Source organism: Variovorax sp. GW821-FHT09B05, assembly GCF_059418265.1.
Map to the genome: position 1 here is coordinate 187,723 of NZ_JBWKPN010000013.1, position 16,667 is coordinate 204,389.

At 67.9% G+C, this 16,667-nt stretch carries 18 protein-coding genes; 11 read left to right on the top strand and 7 right to left on the bottom strand.

Translation table 11 applies throughout. From position 1 onward, the window contains the following. Window positions 1-6: 6 nt before the first annotated feature. The gene (locus AC07RM_RS29595; RefSeq protein WP_490878655.1) at window positions 7-1,017 is read left to right on the top strand and encodes an inorganic phosphate transporter; all 1,011 of its coding nucleotides are present in this window, start codon (window positions 7-9) and stop codon (window positions 1,015-1,017) included. A gap of 6 nt (window positions 1,018-1,023) precedes the next feature. Here the strand turns inward: AC07RM_RS29595 and AC07RM_RS29600 are convergent, their stop codons facing one another. After that, window positions 1,024-1,389 carry a hypothetical protein gene (locus tag AC07RM_RS29600; RefSeq protein ID WP_495336785.1) on the bottom strand — a complete coding sequence of 122 codons (366 nt, stop codon included), beginning with the start codon at window positions 1,387-1,389 and terminating at the stop codon, window positions 1,024-1,026. A gap of 406 nt (window positions 1,390-1,795) precedes the next feature. On the opposite strand from AC07RM_RS29600, the gene AC07RM_RS29605 reads away from it, so the two are divergent. After that, window positions 1,796-3,088, top strand: a complete 1,293-nt coding sequence (locus AC07RM_RS29605; RefSeq protein WP_093348891.1) for a porin — start codon at window positions 1,796-1,798, stop codon at window positions 3,086-3,088. 210 nt (window positions 3,089-3,298) lie between these two features. Here the strand turns inward: AC07RM_RS29605 and AC07RM_RS29610 are convergent, their stop codons facing one another. From AC07RM_RS29610 to AC07RM_RS29620, 3 genes are all read right to left on the bottom strand, one after another. Further along, window positions 3,299-4,390 (bottom strand): helix-turn-helix transcriptional regulator, encoded by a 1,092-nt coding sequence (locus AC07RM_RS29610; protein ID WP_495336786.1) that lies wholly within the window; start codon window positions 4,388-4,390, stop codon window positions 3,299-3,301. Between the two features lie 128 nt (window positions 4,391-4,518). Then, complete coding sequence (locus AC07RM_RS29615; RefSeq protein WP_093348893.1) at window positions 4,519-4,965, bottom strand: TM2 domain-containing protein; 447 nt, start codon at window positions 4,963-4,965, stop codon at window positions 4,519-4,521. Window positions 4,966-4,996: 31 nt separating this feature from the next. Further along, the gene (locus AC07RM_RS29620) at window positions 4,997-5,518 is read right to left on the bottom strand and encodes a GNAT family N-acetyltransferase (RefSeq protein WP_296781572.1); all 522 of its coding nucleotides are present in this window, start codon (window positions 5,516-5,518) and stop codon (window positions 4,997-4,999) included. Between the two features lie 216 nt (window positions 5,519-5,734). Here AC07RM_RS29620 and rpsP point away from each other — a divergent pair, with 216 nt between their 5' ends. From rpsP to hisC, 7 genes are all read left to right on the top strand, one after another. Beyond that, entirely contained in the window at window positions 5,735-5,998 is a 264-nt protein-coding gene (gene rpsP, locus AC07RM_RS29625; protein WP_057590647.1) for a 30S ribosomal protein S16, read from the top strand. Window positions 5,999-6,021: 23 nt separating this feature from the next. After that, a complete protein-coding gene (gene rimM, locus AC07RM_RS29630; RefSeq protein ID WP_093348898.1) occupies window positions 6,022-6,576 on the top strand; it encodes a ribosome maturation factor RimM in 555 nt (184 codons plus the stop codon). Between the two features lie 29 nt (window positions 6,577-6,605). After that, window positions 6,606-7,352: a tRNA (guanosine(37)-N1)-methyltransferase TrmD gene (gene trmD, locus AC07RM_RS29635; RefSeq protein WP_296781574.1), complete on the top strand. Its 747-nt coding sequence runs from the start codon at window positions 6,606-6,608 to the stop codon at window positions 7,350-7,352. A gap of 122 nt (window positions 7,353-7,474) precedes the next feature. Then, a complete protein-coding gene (gene rplS, locus AC07RM_RS29640; RefSeq protein WP_093348904.1) occupies window positions 7,475-7,855 on the top strand; it encodes a 50S ribosomal protein L19 in 381 nt (126 codons plus the stop codon). 179 nt (window positions 7,856-8,034) lie between these two features. After that, window positions 8,035-8,760 carry a CoA pyrophosphatase gene (locus tag AC07RM_RS29645; RefSeq protein ID WP_431511994.1) on the top strand — a complete coding sequence of 242 codons (726 nt, stop codon included), beginning with the start codon at window positions 8,035-8,037 and terminating at the stop codon, window positions 8,758-8,760. Window positions 8,761-8,843: 83 nt separating this feature from the next. Beyond that, on the top strand, window positions 8,844-9,845 hold the full coding sequence (locus tag AC07RM_RS29650) for a CobD/CbiB family protein (RefSeq protein ID WP_495336787.1): 1,002 nt from the start codon (window positions 8,844-8,846) through the stop codon (window positions 9,843-9,845). A gap of 4 nt (window positions 9,846-9,849) precedes the next feature. Further along, on the top strand, window positions 9,850-10,956 hold the full coding sequence (gene hisC, locus AC07RM_RS29655) for a histidinol-phosphate transaminase (protein ID WP_495336788.1): 1,107 nt from the start codon (window positions 9,850-9,852) through the stop codon (window positions 10,954-10,956). Window positions 10,957-10,977: 21 nt separating this feature from the next. Here the strand turns inward: hisC and rsgA are convergent, their stop codons facing one another. From rsgA to AC07RM_RS29670, 3 genes are read right to left on the bottom strand one after another with little or no spacing between them, the layout of a single operon-like run. Continuing rightward, complete coding sequence (gene rsgA / locus AC07RM_RS29660) at window positions 10,978-11,931, bottom strand: ribosome small subunit-dependent GTPase A (RefSeq protein WP_495336789.1); 954 nt, start codon at window positions 11,929-11,931, stop codon at window positions 10,978-10,980. A 15-nt stretch (window positions 11,932-11,946) separates the two neighbouring features. Continuing rightward, a complete protein-coding gene (locus tag AC07RM_RS29665) occupies window positions 11,947-12,303 on the bottom strand; it encodes a 4a-hydroxytetrahydrobiopterin dehydratase (RefSeq protein WP_495336790.1) in 357 nt (118 codons plus the stop codon). 48 nt (window positions 12,304-12,351) lie between these two features. Then, a complete protein-coding gene (locus AC07RM_RS29670) occupies window positions 12,352-13,614 on the bottom strand; it encodes a M48 family metallopeptidase (RefSeq protein WP_495336791.1) in 1,263 nt (420 codons plus the stop codon). Between the two features lie 59 nt (window positions 13,615-13,673). Between AC07RM_RS29670 and orn the strand changes: the two genes are divergently transcribed. Next, window positions 13,674-14,270 carry an oligoribonuclease gene (gene orn, locus AC07RM_RS29675; RefSeq protein WP_495336792.1) on the top strand — a complete coding sequence of 199 codons (597 nt, stop codon included), beginning with the start codon at window positions 13,674-13,676 and terminating at the stop codon, window positions 14,268-14,270. Window positions 14,271-14,600: 330 nt separating this feature from the next. Then, window positions 14,601-16,541, top strand: a complete 1,941-nt coding sequence (locus tag AC07RM_RS29680) for a DEAD/DEAH box helicase (RefSeq protein WP_093348920.1) — start codon at window positions 14,601-14,603, stop codon at window positions 16,539-16,541. The last annotated feature ends 126 nt before the right edge of the window (window positions 16,542-16,667 follow it).

Here is a 16,667-nt window from a genome sequence, read left to right on the forward strand (position 1 = left end):
CGACCGATGGCAACGGTGCAGGTCGCCCTCTGGGTGGTGATGGTGCTGGTCGCGCTCGCGATCCTGTTCGACTTCATGAACGGCTTCCACGATGCCGCCAACTCGATCGCGACCGTGGTGTCCACGGGCGTGCTGCGGCCCGGCCAGGCCGTGGTGTTCGCCGCCTTCTTCAACCTGATCGCGATCTTCGTCTTCCACCTGAGCGTGGCGGCCACCGTGGGCAAGGGCATCGCCCAGCCTGGCGTGGTCGACGTGCACGTGGTGTTCGGTGCGCTGATCGGCGCCATCAGCTGGAACCTCGTCACCTGGTACTACGGCATCCCCAGCAGTTCCTCGCATGCGCTGATCGGCGGCATCGTCGGCGCCGTGATCGCCAAGACCGGCACCAGCGGCCTCGTCGCCTCGGGCATCTGGAAGACCGTGGCCTTCATCTTCGTCTCGCCGGTGCTGGGCTTCCTGCTCGGCTCGCTGATGATGGTGATCGTGGCCTGGACCTTCCGCCGCGCCACGCCTTCGCGCATCGACCGCTGGTTCCGGCGGCTGCAGCTGGTCTCGGCCGGTGCCTACAGCCTGGGCCACGGCGGTAACGACGCGCAGAAGACCATCGGCATCATCTGGATGCTCTTGATCGCCACCGGCTACGCATCGGCCGGCGCGGCCGAACCGCCGACCTGGGTCATCGTGAGCTGCTATGCCGCGATCGCGCTGGGCACCATGTTCGGCGGCTGGCGCATCGTCAAGACCATGGGCCAGAAGATCACCAAGCTCAAGCCCGTGGGCGGCTTCTGCGCCGAGACCGGCGGTGCGCTCACGCTGTTCCTGGCCACCGCGCTGGGCATTCCCGTGTCGACCACCCACACCATCACCGGCGCCATCGTCGGCGTGGGCTCGGCGCAGCGCGCGAGCGCGGTGCGCTGGGGCGTGGCGGGCAACATCGTGTGGGCGTGGATCTTCACGATTCCCGCGTCGGCGTTCGTGGCGGCGATTGCTTATTGGGTGAGCTGGCAGATTTTCTGAGCGCGGCTACCAGGCCTGAAACACGGCGCCCGGAATGACGAGCCCCGCCAGCGACGGTCCCGCGCTTTCGACCAGCGCGATGCACTCGCTCAAGGGCGCCATCTTCACCATCGAGCCTCGCCGTGCCTCGACGATGAAATCGATCTGGACCGTGCGGTCGTCGTTCACGTAGAACTGAAGCGTCTCGCCGAACTGGTCGATGAGGCCGAAGAAATTCCCGGGGTGGACGAGTACGCCGCGCATGTACTTCCTGATCTGCTCGAAGTCGAAGTAGGACTCGTCCTCCGGCTTCCCGAGGCCCCACCCGTCTTCGCGGTAGTCATGGTGGAACGCGACGAAGCCGGGGCGGTTTCTCTCGGGCCATTCGATCATGTGCAACTCCTTGGGGCCTGGATCGACGTGCTGCGATCGACAGCGGACGAACAAGCCGTCGTTGTAGCGCGAGCCTGTCGTCGATGCGCGCAGCGCAGTGCGTTTCAGCACAAGTTTCTGAGCCTGTTGTTATCGCGCCAAAGAGTCCCGATTCCATCGATGGGCTCTAAGGGTTGTCACGGACTCTTCACTCGCACACGAGACCATCACTGCACCCGATTGCAGATGCATCGTGTGCAGCGTCGCTCGGAGCCGGTCCCACGCCGGTGCCGAAAGAAACGCGATCCGATGCGCACGAGAAACCGCGGCGAGCCGCCGCGGAATCCCCGGTGTCCCCCCCGTTCCGGGGTGGTTCCTCGAAGGACCGCCCAGGACGCTTGTTGTGCTTAAGAAAGAGGAAGCTGAAATGAAAAAATCCCTGGTGGCATTGGCCGCCGTGCTGGCGGCCGGCGGAGCGGCTGCTCAATCGTCGGTGACGCTGTTCGGCGTGGTCGATGCGAGCGTGAGCAACTACTCGACCAAGAGCGAGTACCGTGGCACGAACCCGCTGCTGATCGGCGCTTCGCGCAAGCAGAGCCAAACGGCCCTGGCGAACGGCAGCAGCAGCTCCAGCCGCCTCGGCTTCCGCGGCACGGAAGATCTGGGCGGTGGCCTGGCAGCGAGCTTCTGGCTCGAATCGGGCATCACCAACGATGACGGCAAGACCGGCGTGGCCGCGTTCGACCGTCGCTCCACCGTGAGCCTGTCGGGTGGCTTCGGCGAAATCCGCCTCGGCCGCGACTACACGCCCACCTACTGGAACGACAACGTGTTCGATCCCTTCGGTCTGCGTGGCGTGGGCACGAGCCTGATCAGCCGCGTCGGCGACTCGCTGTCGCGCAAGGGCGGCACCGCTCCCAACGGCGCTTCGGCCAGCGACAACTACGCGCGCGCCAGCAACAGCATCGGCTACTTCCTGCCGCCGAACCTCGGTGGTTTCTACGGTCAGTTCCAGTACGCACTGCACGAGAACGTGAAGTTCGACGAGAACGTGATCGAGTCGCCGTCCAAGCGCGGTTCGTACTTCGGCGGTCGCGTCGGCTATGCCAACGGCCCGCTCGACGTGGCTGTTTCCTACGGCCAGGACAACAAGGACTCCACGCCGCTGACCGCGACCACGGTCCTGACCCCGGCGCTGGCTTCGCAAGCGTTCAAGAACCGCATCAACACCTTCAACCTCGGTGCGAGCTACGACCTCGGCGCTGCGAAGCTGTTCGGCGAGTACTCGTCGGCCCGCAACAAGTTCGACAACGTCACCACCCTGGGTGCTCTGAACTACGTCAACAGCGTGACCGACAAGTACGACGGTTTCCTGCTCGGCGTCAGCGTGCCGGTGGGTCCGGGCCAGATCAAGGCTTCGTACGGCTACCTGAAGTACAAGGCTGGTCAGAACCCCGTCGTGAACCCGGCCCTCGCGCTGTTCGGCAACCCCGAGCTGTCGACCAAGGCCAACCAGTTCGCGATCGGCTACGTGCACAACCTGTCGAAGCGCACCGCGCTGTATGCCACGCTCGCTCGCGTGCGCATCAAGGACGGTCAGAACAACCCGACCGTCTTCGGTCGCGTGACCACCGGTGGCGCCCCGGCCTACCTGGCCACCGCCGGCTGGGCACCGCGCTCGTCGACGGGCTACGACTTCGGTCTGCGTCACAGCTTCTGATTTCCGCGTCTTTTTTGTCTCCAAGGTTTGCCACCCGGCTCTGGTCGGGTGGTTTTTTTGGTTGGTACCCGGTGTCGGCACGACCGACCGCGCAGGCCCACCGGATGCGCGAGCCCTCGGGGCGCCGGGTCCTTCCCGCCTGATTTCCTTTTTTTCTTCGCAGTGGACGGCCTCGCGCCGCGCCGCCGCATGGGCGTTCGCCGCCGGACGCTACGCCACCGACAGTGCCATGCGCACCAGGTCGATCTGCCGCTGGCAACCCATCTTGTCCATCAGCGCCGCGAGTTGCGTGCGCACCGTGTTGATGGAGACCGCCTGCGCCGCCGCATGCTGCTTGAGCGTCTGTCCCTCGACCAGCGCGACCAGCACCCGCGCCTCGGCCGGCGTGAGGCCGAAGGCGCCGCGCAGCAGCTCGGCATCGAGCGGCTGCACCCGATCGGGCAGATGCAGGCGCACGAGCAGCAGTGGCTCGTTCGCCACGCGCAGATGCGCCTGTGCCTTCGTGAACTGCAGGCCGCAGGCCAGGCTGTCGCGGTCGGCGGGCATCAGCAGCCGCGTGGGCGCGCCGCCGGGCGCCGAGGCGCGCGCGAGGGTCGCCGCCAGCGCATCGCGTGCCCGCGCGGCGGGATGCCAGAGCCGGCCCTGGTGCACGCGCAGCGCGCTGCGGTGCGACAGCAACTCGGCCGCGTGGGCCGACACGTGCTGCACCGTACCCGTGGCATTGACCAGCAGCATGGCCTCGCCGAAGGCCTCGAAGGCCGATTCGGCCGTGGCGAGCCAGCCTTCGGCGTATTCGCGGCGACGCGCGAGCGCCGACTGCAGTGCGTGGGTGAAATGGCGCACCCGCTCGGAATCGAGATGGCTGCGCGTGCGCTGCAGCGGCCGGCTACGCTGAAGGGTCAGGCCGCCGCGGCGATGCGGGCCGTCCTCGATCTGGTAGCTGAGCATCTGGCGCATGCCGTAGCGCAGCATGTAGTCGGCGTAGTAGGCATTGCCCGACAGGTCGCCCGCGTCGAAGAACTCCGCCGTGTCGAGCCAGGTGCCGGGCGCCGCGCCGAGGGCCTTCGGCGTGATGATGTCCTGCTGGACGTAGTGCTCGCGGTAGACGCGCTCCGCCTCGGGGTCGACGTTCCATTGCTGGGCCGACAGCAGCTGGCCGCCGGCATCGACCATGATGAAGGTCGCGCTCTCGCCGCCGATCAGGCCGCACGCGCCTTCGAGCACGCCGAGCCAGGGTGGCTCGGGGTCGGTCAGATGATGTACCGCGTCGAGCGCGCGACGCTGCACGGGGTCCTCCAGCATGGCAATGCTCCCTCGGCCCGTTGTGATTTATGGGCACACCATAACCGGGAGGGAGCGGCCGTCAATCATGGAAACCGGTGGTTGCGCCCGCTCTCCGCGGGGCGCATCGACCGGCCGCGGCGCGCGGGCTACTGCGAGATCTTCCGGCCCTCCTCGACCTGGTGCTCGAAATAGCGCTGGAAGCTGAACACGATGCTGGCCATGAGGATGGTGCTGCCGAAGAACAGCGCGAGCACCACCGCGCCGATGGTGGCCCAGCTCGTGCGGCCGGGTTCGGCGTCGAGGGCGGCGCCGGCGTTGTAGCGCGCGTTCCACTTCTCGGGCGTCATCAGGCCGTAGACGATGGCCGTGAGCGCGCAGCCGGCGATGGTGAAGCCGAGGAAGGGGATCAGCACCCAGCTCCAGCCGTCGTCCACGCCGTACATGCGCACGCGCTCGACGCCGTAGAGGCCGAGCGCGGTCGGGATCGGCAGCAGCCAGCCGAGCCAGTCGCCGAGTCCGCGCAGGTAGAAGCGGTGCAGGCCCAGCGGGCCGCCGAGGAAGGCCAGCCAGGCCGTGGTCGTCTTGCTTTTCATGCGGTGCTCGATCCTTGTTTCGTTGCTTCGTTCATTCGGGATGGGTGCTGCTGCCTTCGCCGATGGTCTTTTCCATCAGCACGACGTCGCGCCACTGGCCGAACTTCCAGCCGCAGTCCTTGAGCACGCCGACCTGGGTGAAGCCCTGGCCGCGGTGCACGCCGATCGAGCCGGCATTGGCCGAGTCGCCGATCACCGCGATCAGCTTGCGCACGCCGGCGGCCTCGGCCGCCTCGGACAGGGCGGCCAGCAGCCGAGCGCCCAGGCCCTGGCCGCGCGCGGCCTCGGCCAGGTAGATCGAATCCTCGGCCGAGTAGCGGTAGGCCGGACGCGGCTTGAACCAGTTGCAGTAGGCGAAGCCGAGCAGCTCGCCGTCGCGCTCGGCGACCAGGTAGGGCAGCCCCTTGCCCAGCACGTCGGCACGCCGGCTGGCCATCTCGGTGGGCGAGGGCGGCTCGGTCTCGAAGGTGCCGGTGCCGTGCAGCACGTGGTGCGCGTAGATGGCGGCGATCGCCGGAATGTCGTCTTCGCGGCTGGGGCGGATCGTTGTCATGAGGGGAAATTGGGGCGGCGGAATGGCCGGAAATGGGCCGAAATAGGCCAGTGCAGGCAGGAATTCTCGGCCGGAACGCGGCGCGGGCTATAATCGCAGGCTTTTCAGCGTGTCGCTGGCCGGGTGGCCATGTCGCGTGTCTCGACGCTGGAAGAACATCGTGAGCAGGTTTTCATCTTCAAACACGAAGGCCTGCGACCCACCCAAGGATAAATCATGGTCGTCATTCGACTCTCCCGTGGCGGTGCCAAAGGCCGTCCGTTCTTCAACATCGTCGTGTCGGACAAGCGCGTTCGCCGCGATGGTCGCTTCATCGAGCGCCTGGGTTTCTACAACCCGACCGCCAAGGAAAACGAAGAAAGCATCCGCATCGCTCAGGACCGCCTGACCTACTGGAAGAGCGTCGGCGCCCAGCCGTCGCCCACCGTCGCGCGCCTGATCCGTCAAGCCGCAGCGGCTGCTCCCAAGGCCGCGGCCTAAGGCCCGCCGGCTCCCGCACGGCGATGCTGCCCGCGCTCGAAGCCGCCGAATTGCCGGCGGATGCGATCGAAGTAGGACGCATCGCCGATGCCTGGGGCATCAAGGGCTGGTTCAAGGTCCTGCCCCACAGCGCCCAGCCCGAGGCGCTTTTTTCTTCCAAGCGCTGGTTCCTGCAGGCCCCCGGGGCTTCGGCGACCGCCGCTTTCCGGCTCGCGATCAGCGAAGCCAAGGAACACTCCGACTGCATCGTCGCCTCGTCGCGTGACGTGCCCGACCGCAATGCGGCCGAGGCGCTGCGTGGCGCGCGCGTGTTCGTGCCGCGCTCGAGCTTCCCGAGCACCGGCGACGACGAGTACTACTGGGTCGACCTGATCGGCCTCGAGGTCGTCAACCGCGAGGGCATCGTGCTCGGCACGGTGCGCGAGCTGCTCGCCTCCGGTCCGCAGACCACGCTGGTGATCGCGGCCGAGCAGGACGGCAAGGCCATCGAGCGCATGGTGCCCTTCGTCTCCGCCTTCGTCGACGGCGTCGACCTCGCGGGCCGGCGCATCACGGTCGACTGGCAGCCCGACTACTGACCTCGGCCCCGCCGCCGCGGTCCGCGCGCATGCGCTTCGACATCCTCACGCTGTTCCCCGAACTGTTCGCGCCCTTCATGGCCAGCGGCGTGACGCGCCGCGCCTACGAATCGAAGCAGGTCGAGGTGGTGCTGTGGAATCCGCGCGACTACGCGCCCGGCAACTACAAGCGCGTGGACGACCGCCCGTTCGGCGGCGGCCCCGGCATGGTGATGATGGCCGAGCCGCTGTCGGCCTGCCTGGCCGCGGCGCAGGCCGCGCGCGGCACGCCGGCCCCGGTGGTGCTGTTCTCGCCGATCGGCGAGGCCCTGCGCCACGAGGCGGTCGAGCGCTGGTCGGCCAGCGAGGGCGCGGTGCTGGTCTGCGGTCGCTACGAAGGCATCGACCAGCGCTTCATCGACGCCCATGTCACGCACCAGATCAGCCTCGGCGACTTCGTGCTGTCGGGCGGCGAGATCCCCGCGATGGCGCTGCTCGACGCGGTGGCGCGGCTGCAGCCCGGCGTGCTCGGCGACGAGGCCAGCCATGTGCAGGACAGCTTCAATCCCGCGCTCGACGGCCTGCTCGACTGCCCGCACTACACGCGGCCCGAGCAGTGGAACGGGCAGGGCGTGCCGGCGCCGCTGATGTCGGGCCACCATGCGCAGATCGAGCGCTGGCGCCGCGACCAGCGGCTGGCGATCACCGCCCGGGAACGCCCCGAATTGATAGACGCGGCCCGCTCTGCCGGCCGCCTGAACGCCGCCGATGAGGCGGTGCTCAAAAAAAAGCTATAATCGCGGGCTCCCCGATCCTCTGGCCGGCCGCGTCCGGTGCAGGCGTCTACTCTTCATAGAGCCCCAGACCCCTGCCAACGACGCCTTTTGTGCAGCGCGGACACGATCGATTTCAGGAAATCATGAACCTCATCCAGACCCTCGAGCAGGAAGAAATTTCCCGTCTCGGCAAGACCATCCCCGATTTCATGCCCGGTGACACGGTCATCGTCAGCGTGAACGTCGTCGAAGGCACCCGCAAGCGCGTGCAGGCCTACGAAGGCGTCGTGATCGCCAAGCGCAACCGTGGCCTCAACAGCGGCTTCACCGTGCGCAAGATCTCCAGCGGCGAAGGCGTGGAACGTACCTTCCAGACCTACAGCCCGCTGATCGCCAACATCGAAGTCAAGCGCCGCGGCGACGTGCGCCGCGCCAAGCTGTACTACCTGCGCGATCGCAGCGGCCGTTCGGCTCGCATCAAGGAAAAGCTGCCGGGCAAGTCGTCGGGCGCCGCGGCCGCGTAAGCTGCCTGCAGGCTTGCCTGTTGCGAAAAAGCCGCCGCTCTGGCGGCTTTTTGCGTTCTGGCAGCGGCCGATCCGGCAGGCCCTTCGCGCGTTCTTCCGGGCCCGGGTCCTGCTTTCATCACGACTTCCTTTCGCTTCTTCACGATCCACACTTGACCGCCACCATCGCCGCCCCGTCCATGTCCTCCATTCCCACCGAACCCGTCAATGCCGTCGTGCCCACGATGCTGCCGCCATTCGACCCGCGCAAGGTCCCGGTGGTGGGCGGCGGCACGGCCGACGGGCTGCCCGCGGTGGCGCTGGAGCAGCTGACGGCGCAGGCGCTGCGTGCGCGCTTCGCTGCGCCGCCGGCCTGGGCGCCCGAGCTGCGCCGCGAGCCGCGCATGACCGGCCGCGAGCCCGCGCAGGCTGCCGTGCTGGTGCCGATCGTGCAGCGCCCGCAGGGCCCGACCGTGTTGCTCACCGAGCGCACCGCGAACCTGTCGACCCATTCGGGCCAGGTCGCGTTCCCGGGCGGCCGCGTCGATCCCGAAGACGCCAACATCGCGGCCGCCGCGCTGCGCGAGGCCTGGGAAGAGGTCGGCCTGTCGGCCAGCTACATCGAGGTGCTCGGCAGCCTGCCGACCTACACCACGGTGACCTCGTTCATCGTCACGCCGGTGGTGTCGCTGGTCGAGCCCGGCTTCGAGCTCACGATCAACCCCTACGAGGTCGCGCAGGCCTTCGAGGTCCCGCTGGGCTGGCTCATGGACCCGGCCAACCACCGCCGCCATGCCGTGCCCGCGGGTGACGGCACGCAGCGCCATTGGTACTCGATGCCCTACCAGGACGGTACCGAGGAGCGCTTCGTCTGGGGCGCCACGGCCGGCATGCTGCGCAATCTCTACCGCTTCCTGAGCGCCTGAGCCGCCTGAAGAAACGGCGAGTTCTGTCGGCCTCATAGGTCCGCAAGCCCCGAACGACGGGGCTGTCTCGCTATCATCTCTGGATGAGCTTCTTCGCCATCCTGTGTGCGTTGCTGATCGAGCAGGTGCGGCCGCTGGCCCCGCACAACCCCGTGTATGGCGGCGTGCTCGCATGGACGCGCTGGACCAGCCGCAACTTCGACGCGGGCAAGCCGCACCATGGATGGATCGCCTGGGGCCTCGCTGTCTTCGTGCCGACGCTGCTCGCGCTCGGCATCCACTGGCTGCTGGTGCTCACGCTGGGGCTGCCGTTCGCGGTGCTCTGGAGCATCGCGGTGCTCTACGTCACCCTGGGCTTTCGCCAGTTCAGCCACCACTTCACCGACATCCGCGACGCCCTCGACGAAGGCGACGAGCCGCTGGCGCGCTCGCTGCTCGCGCACTGGCAGGGCGTGGACGCCGCCGAGCTGCCGCGCAGCGAGATCGTGCGCCACGTGATCGAGCATTCGGTGATCGCCGCGCATCGCCACGTGTTCGGCGTGCTGGCCTGGTTCTCGGTGCTCGCCGCGGTCGGCCTGGGGCCGGCCGGCGCTGTTTTCTACCGCATGAGCGAATTCGTCGCGCGCTACTGGCTGCACAAGAACGGCGCGGCCGTGCAGCCCTCGAGCGAATCGGTGCAGGAGGCCGCCGATGGCGCCTGGCATGCGATCGACTGGCTGCCCGCGCGCATCACGGCGCTGGGCTTCGCGGTGGTGGGCAGCTTCGAGGAAGCCATCGACTGCTGGCGCAACGACGCGCGCCGCTTTCCGAGCGAGAACGACGGCGTGATCCTCGCGGCCACCTCGGGCGCGGTCAACGTGCGCCTGGGCGGCGGCCGGCTGCGGCCGATTCCCAGCGTCGACCCGCTGCCGCGTGCACAGGCCGGCGAATCCTTCGCCGACACCCGACGCCCCGACAGCGGCAGCACGCCGGGCCGCGAGCCCGAGCCCGGCCACCTGCGCAGCGTGGTGGGCCTGGTCTGGCGCTCGGTCGTGATGTGGATGGTGCTGCTCGCGCTGCTGACGCTCGCGCGGCTGCTGGGCTGAGCCCATGGCCGACTCGATCGATCCGGCGGCCGAACGCGCGCCTTCGTTCTGGAGCCCGCGCATCGCGGGCCTCGAGCCCTACGTGCCTGGCGAGCAGCCGCGCATCCGGGACCTCGTGAAGCTCAACACCAACGAGAACCCGTACCCGCCATCGCCGCGCGCCATCCAGGCGATCCGCGAGGCGGCCGAGAACGGCCTCGAGCTCTACCCCGACCCCACCTCGCTCGCGCTGCGCGAAGCCGTCGCGCGCCGCCACGGGCTCGCGGTCGAGCAGGTCTTCGCGGGCAACGGTTCCGACGAGGTGCTGGCCCACGCCTTCTTCGCCTTCTTCCAGCAGCGCGAGCCGCTGCTGATGCCCGACATCAGCTACAGCTTCTATCGCGTCTATGCGCAGCTCTACGGCATCGCCTGCGAGCAGTTGCCGGTCGACGAAGGTCTGCGCATCGACGTCGATGCCATGGCCGATCGCGCGCGCGAAGGCTGCGCGGGCGTCGTCGTTGCCAACCCGAATGCCCCCACCGGCATCGGCCTGCCGCTGGCGCGCATCGAGGAACTGCTGCGCGCCTGTCCCGAGCGCGTGGTGCTGGTGGACGAGGCCTACGTCGATTTCGGCGCCGAGAGCGCGCTCCCGCTGATCCCGCACCATCCCAACCTGCTGGTGGTGCAGACGCTCTCGAAGTCGCGTTCGCTGGCCGGCCTGCGCGTGGGCTTCGCCTGCGGCCAGGCGCACCTGATCGATGCGCTGGTGCGCGTGAAGGACAGCTTCAACTCCTACCCGCTTGACCGGCTCGCGAGCGCCGGCGCCGTGGCGGCGCTCGAGGACGAGGACTGGTTCCGCCGGACGCGCGACGACGTCGTCGATACCCGCGAAGGGCTGGTGCTGCAGCTCGAGGACCTGGGCTTCGAGGTGCTGCCCTCGCAGACCAATTTCGTGTTCGCGCGGCATCCGTCGCGCGACGCCGCCGAACTGGCCGCCGCATTACGCGAGCGCGCGGTGCTGGTGCGGCACTTCCGCCAGCCGCGCATCGTGCAGTACCTGCGCATCAGCATCGGCACGCGGGCGCAGTGCAGCGTGCTGGTGGAGCGGCTGCGCGAGATCCTGCAGGGCTGAGGCAGCCGGGTCCTCGGCCGTTCAGTAGCGCGTCTCGCTGAGCTCCGCGAACAGATCGCCGTAGATCTTGTAGCGCGAGGCGCTGATCGGCCCGTCGTTGGCCGCCGACTCCACGTGCGCGATCACGCCGCAGCCCGGCTCGTGCAGGTGGGTGCAGTTGTAGAACTTGCAGTCACCCGCATGCTCGGCGATGTCGGGCATCAGGCCCGCGAGCTGCATCGGCGCGATGTGGTTCAGGCCGAATTCCTGGAAGCCCGGCGAGTCGATCAGCGCGGTGCTGCGCGCCGCGTCGACCCAGTACCAGGTGGTGCTGGTGGTGGTGTGCTTGCCCGAATTGAGCGCCTGCGAGATCTCGCCGGTGAGCGCGGTGGCGCCCGGCACCAGCAGGTTGATCAGCGTGCTCTTGCCCGCGCCCGAGGGGCCGAGCACCAGCGTGGTCTTGCCCGCGAGGCGCTGCGTCAGCGAGGCGTGGTCGACTTCGCCCGAGGCCTTCAGCGACAGCGGCAGCACGCCGTGGTGCATGCGCCGGTAGGGCGCGAGCTTGCGCCAGGCGCGCTCGAAGGGCTCGACCAGGTCGCTCTTGTTGAGCGCGATGATCGGCGTGATGCGCTCGGCCTCGGCCGCGATCAGGGCGCGCGCGAGCTGGTGTTCGGAGAACTCGGGCTCGGCCGCGATCAGGATCAGCACATGGTCGAGGTTGGCCGCGAAGGACTTGGTGCGAATGTCGTCCTGGCGGTAGAACAGGTTGCGCCGCGGCACCACCTGCTCGATCGTGCCTTCGTCCTCGCTGGCCTGCCAGCGCACGCGGTCGCCGACCACGGCCTGGCTCTTCTTGCCGCGCGGATGGCAGATGCGTCGTTCGCCTTCGGGCGTCTCGACCAGGCAGTGGCGACCGTGGCTGGCCACCACGAGGCCGTCGTTCAGCGCATCGGCCGAGGCACGGCCCTGCTGGCGCTCACGGCCCGGCTTAGCCAAAGGCGATCGCTCCGGTCATGCCGTGGGCGCGGCCGCCAGCAGCGCATCGGCCTGGCGTGCGCACTCGAAGTCGGTGACCGAGATGCCACCGACGTCGTGCGTGTTGAAGCGCACCACGCAGCGGTTGTAGTGCACCGACAGGTCGGGGTGATGGTCCTGCGTGTGGGCCACCATCGCCAGTGCATTCACGAAGGCGATGGTCTCGAAGTAGTTCGTGAAGCCGTAGGTCTTCTCGATCGCGACGTTCGCGCCGTCGCCGCTGAGCTTCCAGCCTTCGAGCCGCGCGAGCGCCGAGACGATCTCGGTCGCGCTCAGTGCCTTGCGGGGGATGGACTTCCAGTCCTTGATCTTCAACATGCTGGCGGTGCTCATGGCGCTGCTTTCGAAAGGGGGGCCAGGGAGATGGAAAAGAGATGGCGCTCAGGCGGTCGCCAGCATGCGCGCGAGGCGCTCGGAGGCGGGCGGGTGGGAGTAGTAGAACTTGACGAACACCGGGTCGGGGGTGAGGGTCGAGGCGTTGTCGCGGTAGAGCTTGAGCAGCGCGGCCGAGAGGGCGTCGCGGCTCGTCTGGGAGATGGCATAGGCATCGGCCTCGAACTCGTTCCTGCGCGACAGCTGCGAGAACAGTGGCGCGACGAAGAAGGTGAAGACCGGCACGGCGATCATGAACAGCAGCAGCGCCAGTGCGTTGTTGGGCGCCGCCATGTTGGGCTGCACCCCGAGCCCGGCGTAGAACCAGGTCTGGGTCGAGACCCAGCCGAGCAGCGCGAAGGCGGGCAGGTTCAACAGGCAGGTCATGACGAGATGGTTGCGCAGGTGCTTGTGCTTGAGATGGCCCAGCTCGTGCGCCAGCACCGCTTCCATCTCGCTCGCATCCAACTGCTCGAGCAGCGTGTCGTAGAAGACCACCCGCTTGCTGACGCCGAAGCCCGTGAAGTAGGCGTTGGCGTGCGCACTGCGGGTGCTGCCGTCCATCACGAACAGGCCGCTGACCGCGAAACCGCAGCGTTTCAGCAGGGCGGTGACGCGGGTTTCCAGCGCTGCATCGGCGAGTGGCGTGAACTTGTTGAACCACGGCGCGATGAACAGTGGAAAGATCACCTGCAGCAGCAGAAGGAAGAACGAGAAAGCCGCCCAGGCCCAGAGCCACCACAGCGATCCAGCCGCGGCCATCAGCCACAGGATCAACGCCGCGAGCGGCAGGCCCAATCCCGCGCCGACGACCATCCACTTGGCGTTGTCGAGGACCCACAGCTTCCATTTCATCTTGTTGAAGCCGAAACGCTCCTCGAGCACGAAGATCCGATAGATGGAAAACGGCAAGCCGAGCAGTCCGCCGATGGCGGCAAAGGCGGCGATGAGCGTCAGCTGCTGCAGCATCCCGCCACCGAGCCAGGCGAGCAGCAACTTGTTGAGGAGGTCGAGGCCGCCGAGCAGGGTCCAGCCCAGGAGGAACGCGGTGCTGCAGGCCGTCTCGAGGATGCTGAACCGGGTCTTCGCGATGGTGTAGTCCGCAGCCCGCTGGTGCCCCTGCAGCGTGATGCTTTCCGCGTACGCGGGGGGAACGGCGTTTCGGTGCCTCGCCACATGCCGGATCTGCCTGGAGGCAAGCCAGAATTCCACGATCATGCCGGCCACCAGCGCGGCGGCAAAGGCGATGGTGAAGAGAAGCGAATAGGACATAGGGGGCGGAGTTTAGTCCTCGCATCCAAGGCCCCAGGGCCATCGGCGACAATCCCGCGATGCCCGAATCCTCCGCCTCCACGGCCGCCGCAGCGGTCCCCACCCTGAAGAAAAGCGACCAGAACCTGGTCTGGCTCGATTGCGAGATGAGCGGGCTCGACCCCGAGAAGGAACGCCTGCTCGAGATCGCCGTGGTCATCACCGGCCCCGACCTCACGCCGCGCATCGACGGCCCGGTGCTGGTCATCCATCAGAGCGACGCCGTGCTCGACGGCATGGATGCCTGGAACAAGGGGACGCACGGCCGCAGCGGCCTGATCGACAAGGTCAAGGCCTCCGCCGTCGATGAGGCCACGGCCGAGCAGCAGCTGATCGAATTCATCGCGCGCTACGTGCCCAGGAGCGGCTCGCCGATGTGCGGCAACACCATCGGCCAGGACCGGCGCTTTCTGGTCAAGTACATGCCCAAGCTCGAGGCCTACTTCCACTACCGCAACCTCGACGTCAGCACGCTCAAGGAGCTCGCCAAGCGCTGGAAGCCCGCGGCCTACAACGCCTTCAAGAAGCAGCAGGCCCACACGGCGCTGGCCGACGTGCACGAATCGATCGAGGAACTGGCGCACTACCGCGAGACCTTCCTGCGCCTGACCGACTGAGGCCTGGTGGGCCGGAACAACGGCCAAAAATCCCATTGCATACGGGGATTAGGTAAAAACCCCGATGCATGTCATAATCGTGGGCTTCGCTGACCGGGGTGCCCGGCTATTCTTCAAAAAGGATGGCGCGTGCATGAGCAGAATCGGTTCCCCGCCGGCATATCCCGCATCTCCCTATCTTGCACACCGCGCCCGATCGCATGGATCGATCAAAAAGGGCCGCAGCCTCGGGTTTCAGAACCGGAAGCTGAATGTCGTTGGATGGTTGATGTTTTTAACCACCAACGGGGCGCCGCCCACGGCTGCGCTCGCGTTTGAAATTTGACATTCATGACCGACGCTTTTGAAGCGCAGGGCGAGCTCGCGCCTGTGCAATCGATTCACAACAACGAATTTTCCGCTGTCACCTCCGAAGTGCCCGTGCTCGAGGCGCTCGACGCCGCCAGCACCGAGGCCAACGAAGTCCTCGAGGTTGCCGATCAGGACGCGCAGACGTCCGACGCACCCGAGGCACCGCGCGGCCCCAACGGATTCATTCCGCTGGGCCTCGCACCCGAACTGATCGCTGCCGTCGTGGACCTGGGCTTCCACCAGCCCACGACCGTGCAGGAAAAGGTGATCCCGCTGGCCCGCGGCGACGAATCGGCCCGTTTCGTCGACCTGATGGTCTCGAGCCAGACCGGCAGCGGCAAGACCGCGGCCTTCCTGTTGCCCGTGCTGCACACGCTGATCCGCCGCCAGGCGGAAGCAGCCGCCGCCGAGCGCGCCGAATTCGACCGCCTCGCGGCCGAAGCCGCCGAACGCGGCGAAGCGCCGCCCAAGCGGCCCAAGCGCGTCAACCCGACCAGCAACCGCAACTTCAAGGCCGCCACCCCCGGCGCCCTGGTGCTGTGCCCGACGCGCGAACTCGCGCAGCAGGTCGCGCACGACGCCATCGAGCTGGTGCGCCACTGCCGCGGCCTGCGCATCGCCAACGTGGTGGGCGGCATGCCCTACCAGCTGCAGATCGCGCGCCTGCAGAACGCCGACCTCGTGGTCGCCACGCCGGGCCGCCTGCTGGACCTGCAGCGCTCGATGCAGATCAAGCTCGACAAGGTCAAGTTCCTGGTGGTCGACGAGGCCGACCGCATGCTCGACCTGGGCTTCGCCGACGACCTGGCCGAAGTCAACCAGCTCACCATCGAGCGCCAGCAGACCATGATGTTCAGCGCCACCTTCGCGCCGCGCATCCAGCAGCTGGCCCAGCGCGTGATGCGCGAGCCGCAGCGCGTGACCATCGACAGCCCGCAGGAAAAGCACGCCAACATCAAGCAGTCGCTGTTCTGGGCCGACAACGCCGCCCACAAGCGCAAGCTGCTCGACCACTGGCTGCGCGACACCAGCATCAACCAGGCGATCGTGTTCGCCAGCACCCAGGTCGAATGCGACGGCCTCGCCAACGACCTGCAGCAGGACGGCTTCAGCGCCGTGGCGCTGCACGGCGCGCTGAGCCAGGGCCTGCGCAACCGCCGCCTGATGGCGCTGCGCCAGGGCCAGGTGCAGATCCTGGTGGCGACCGACGTGGCCGCGCGCGGCATCGACGTGCCGACCATCACCCACGTCTTCAACTTCGGCCTGCCGATGAAGGCCGAGGACTACACCCACCGCATCGGCCGCACCGGCCGTGCCGGCCGCGACGGCCTGGCGATCACCTTCGCCGAGTTCCGCGACCGTCGCCGGATCATGGACATCGAGCAGTACAGCCGCCAGCAGTTCAAGGCCGAGGTGATCCCCGGCATGGAACCGCAGCAGCGCATGCCGCAATCGCGCCCGCAGGGCGACTTCGGCGGCCGCGGCCGTGGCGGCGATCGTCGCCAGGGCAACGGCGGCGGTGGCTACCGCGGCGGCAATGGCGGTGGCAACGGCTACGCCAATGCCAGCGGCTTCAACGACCGCGGTGCACGCGGTCCCGGCCCGGGTGCCGGCGCTCCGCGCGGTGGCAGCTTCCATGGTGGTGGCCAGAACGCCGGTTTCGGCGGCGGCCGCGACCGCGATGAATCGGCCGGCTTCGGCCGCAAGCCGGGCTGGGGCGACAGCGCGCCGCGCGGCAATGCCGGCGGCAGCCGCAACGAAGGCTTCGGCGCCCGCAGCGGCGGTCCGCGCAACGAAGGCGGCTTCGCGCCGCGCAACGACGGCTTCGCGCCCCGCAAGGGCCCGGGCCACGCCGGCGGCCCCGGCAAGGTGTTCGTGCCGCGCGACGCGCAGAAGCGCGCGTTCAAGCCCAGCCGCTGATCGGTTCCTTCCCTTCGCAAAGCCCGCGTTCTCCGGAACGCGGGCTTTTTGCATTGGGGGTTTGCGAGCAGTCGAAGACGCCGATTTTGGTTGACGTCTGAATTGATGAAAAGTAATGTATTGGAC

Bases quoted from the DNA above. Each gene is read 5' to 3' on its own strand.
- AC07RM_RS29595 (WP_490878655.1), top strand. From the start codon at position 7: ATGGCAACGGTGCAGGTCGCCCTCTGGGTGGTGATGGTGCTGGTCGCG.
- AC07RM_RS29600 (WP_495336785.1), bottom strand. From the start codon at position 1,389: ATGATCGAATGGCCCGAGAGAAACCGCCCCGGCTTCGTCGCGTTCCAC.
- AC07RM_RS29605 (WP_093348891.1), top strand. From the start codon at position 1,796: ATGAAAAAATCCCTGGTGGCATTGGCCGCCGTGCTGGCGGCCGGCGGA.
- AC07RM_RS29610 (WP_495336786.1), bottom strand. From the start codon at position 4,390: ATGCTGGAGGACCCCGTGCAGCGTCGCGCGCTCGACGCGGTACATCAT.
- AC07RM_RS29615 (WP_093348893.1), bottom strand. From the start codon at position 4,965: ATGAAAAGCAAGACGACCACGGCCTGGCTGGCCTTCCTCGGCGGCCCG.
- AC07RM_RS29620 (WP_296781572.1), bottom strand. From the start codon at position 5,518: ATGACAACGATCCGCCCCAGCCGCGAAGACGACATTCCGGCGATCGCC.
- rpsP (WP_057590647.1), top strand. From the start codon at position 5,735: ATGGTCGTCATTCGACTCTCCCGTGGCGGTGCCAAAGGCCGTCCGTTC.
- rimM (WP_093348898.1), top strand. From the start codon at position 6,022: ATGCTGCCCGCGCTCGAAGCCGCCGAATTGCCGGCGGATGCGATCGAA.
- trmD (WP_296781574.1), top strand. From the start codon at position 6,606: ATGCGCTTCGACATCCTCACGCTGTTCCCCGAACTGTTCGCGCCCTTC.
- rplS (WP_093348904.1), top strand. From the start codon at position 7,475: ATGAACCTCATCCAGACCCTCGAGCAGGAAGAAATTTCCCGTCTCGGC.
- AC07RM_RS29645 (WP_431511994.1), top strand. From the start codon at position 8,035: ATGTCCTCCATTCCCACCGAACCCGTCAATGCCGTCGTGCCCACGATG.
- AC07RM_RS29650 (WP_495336787.1), top strand. From the start codon at position 8,844: ATGAGCTTCTTCGCCATCCTGTGTGCGTTGCTGATCGAGCAGGTGCGG.
- hisC (WP_495336788.1), top strand. From the start codon at position 9,850: ATGGCCGACTCGATCGATCCGGCGGCCGAACGCGCGCCTTCGTTCTGG.
- AC07RM_RS29665 (WP_495336790.1), bottom strand. From the start codon at position 12,303: ATGAGCACCGCCAGCATGTTGAAGATCAAGGACTGGAAGTCCATCCCC.
- AC07RM_RS29670 (WP_495336791.1), bottom strand. From the start codon at position 13,614: ATGTCCTATTCGCTTCTCTTCACCATCGCCTTTGCCGCCGCGCTGGTG.
- orn (WP_495336792.1), top strand. From the start codon at position 13,674: ATGCCCGAATCCTCCGCCTCCACGGCCGCCGCAGCGGTCCCCACCCTG.
- AC07RM_RS29680 (WP_093348920.1), top strand. From the start codon at position 14,601: ATGACCGACGCTTTTGAAGCGCAGGGCGAGCTCGCGCCTGTGCAATCG.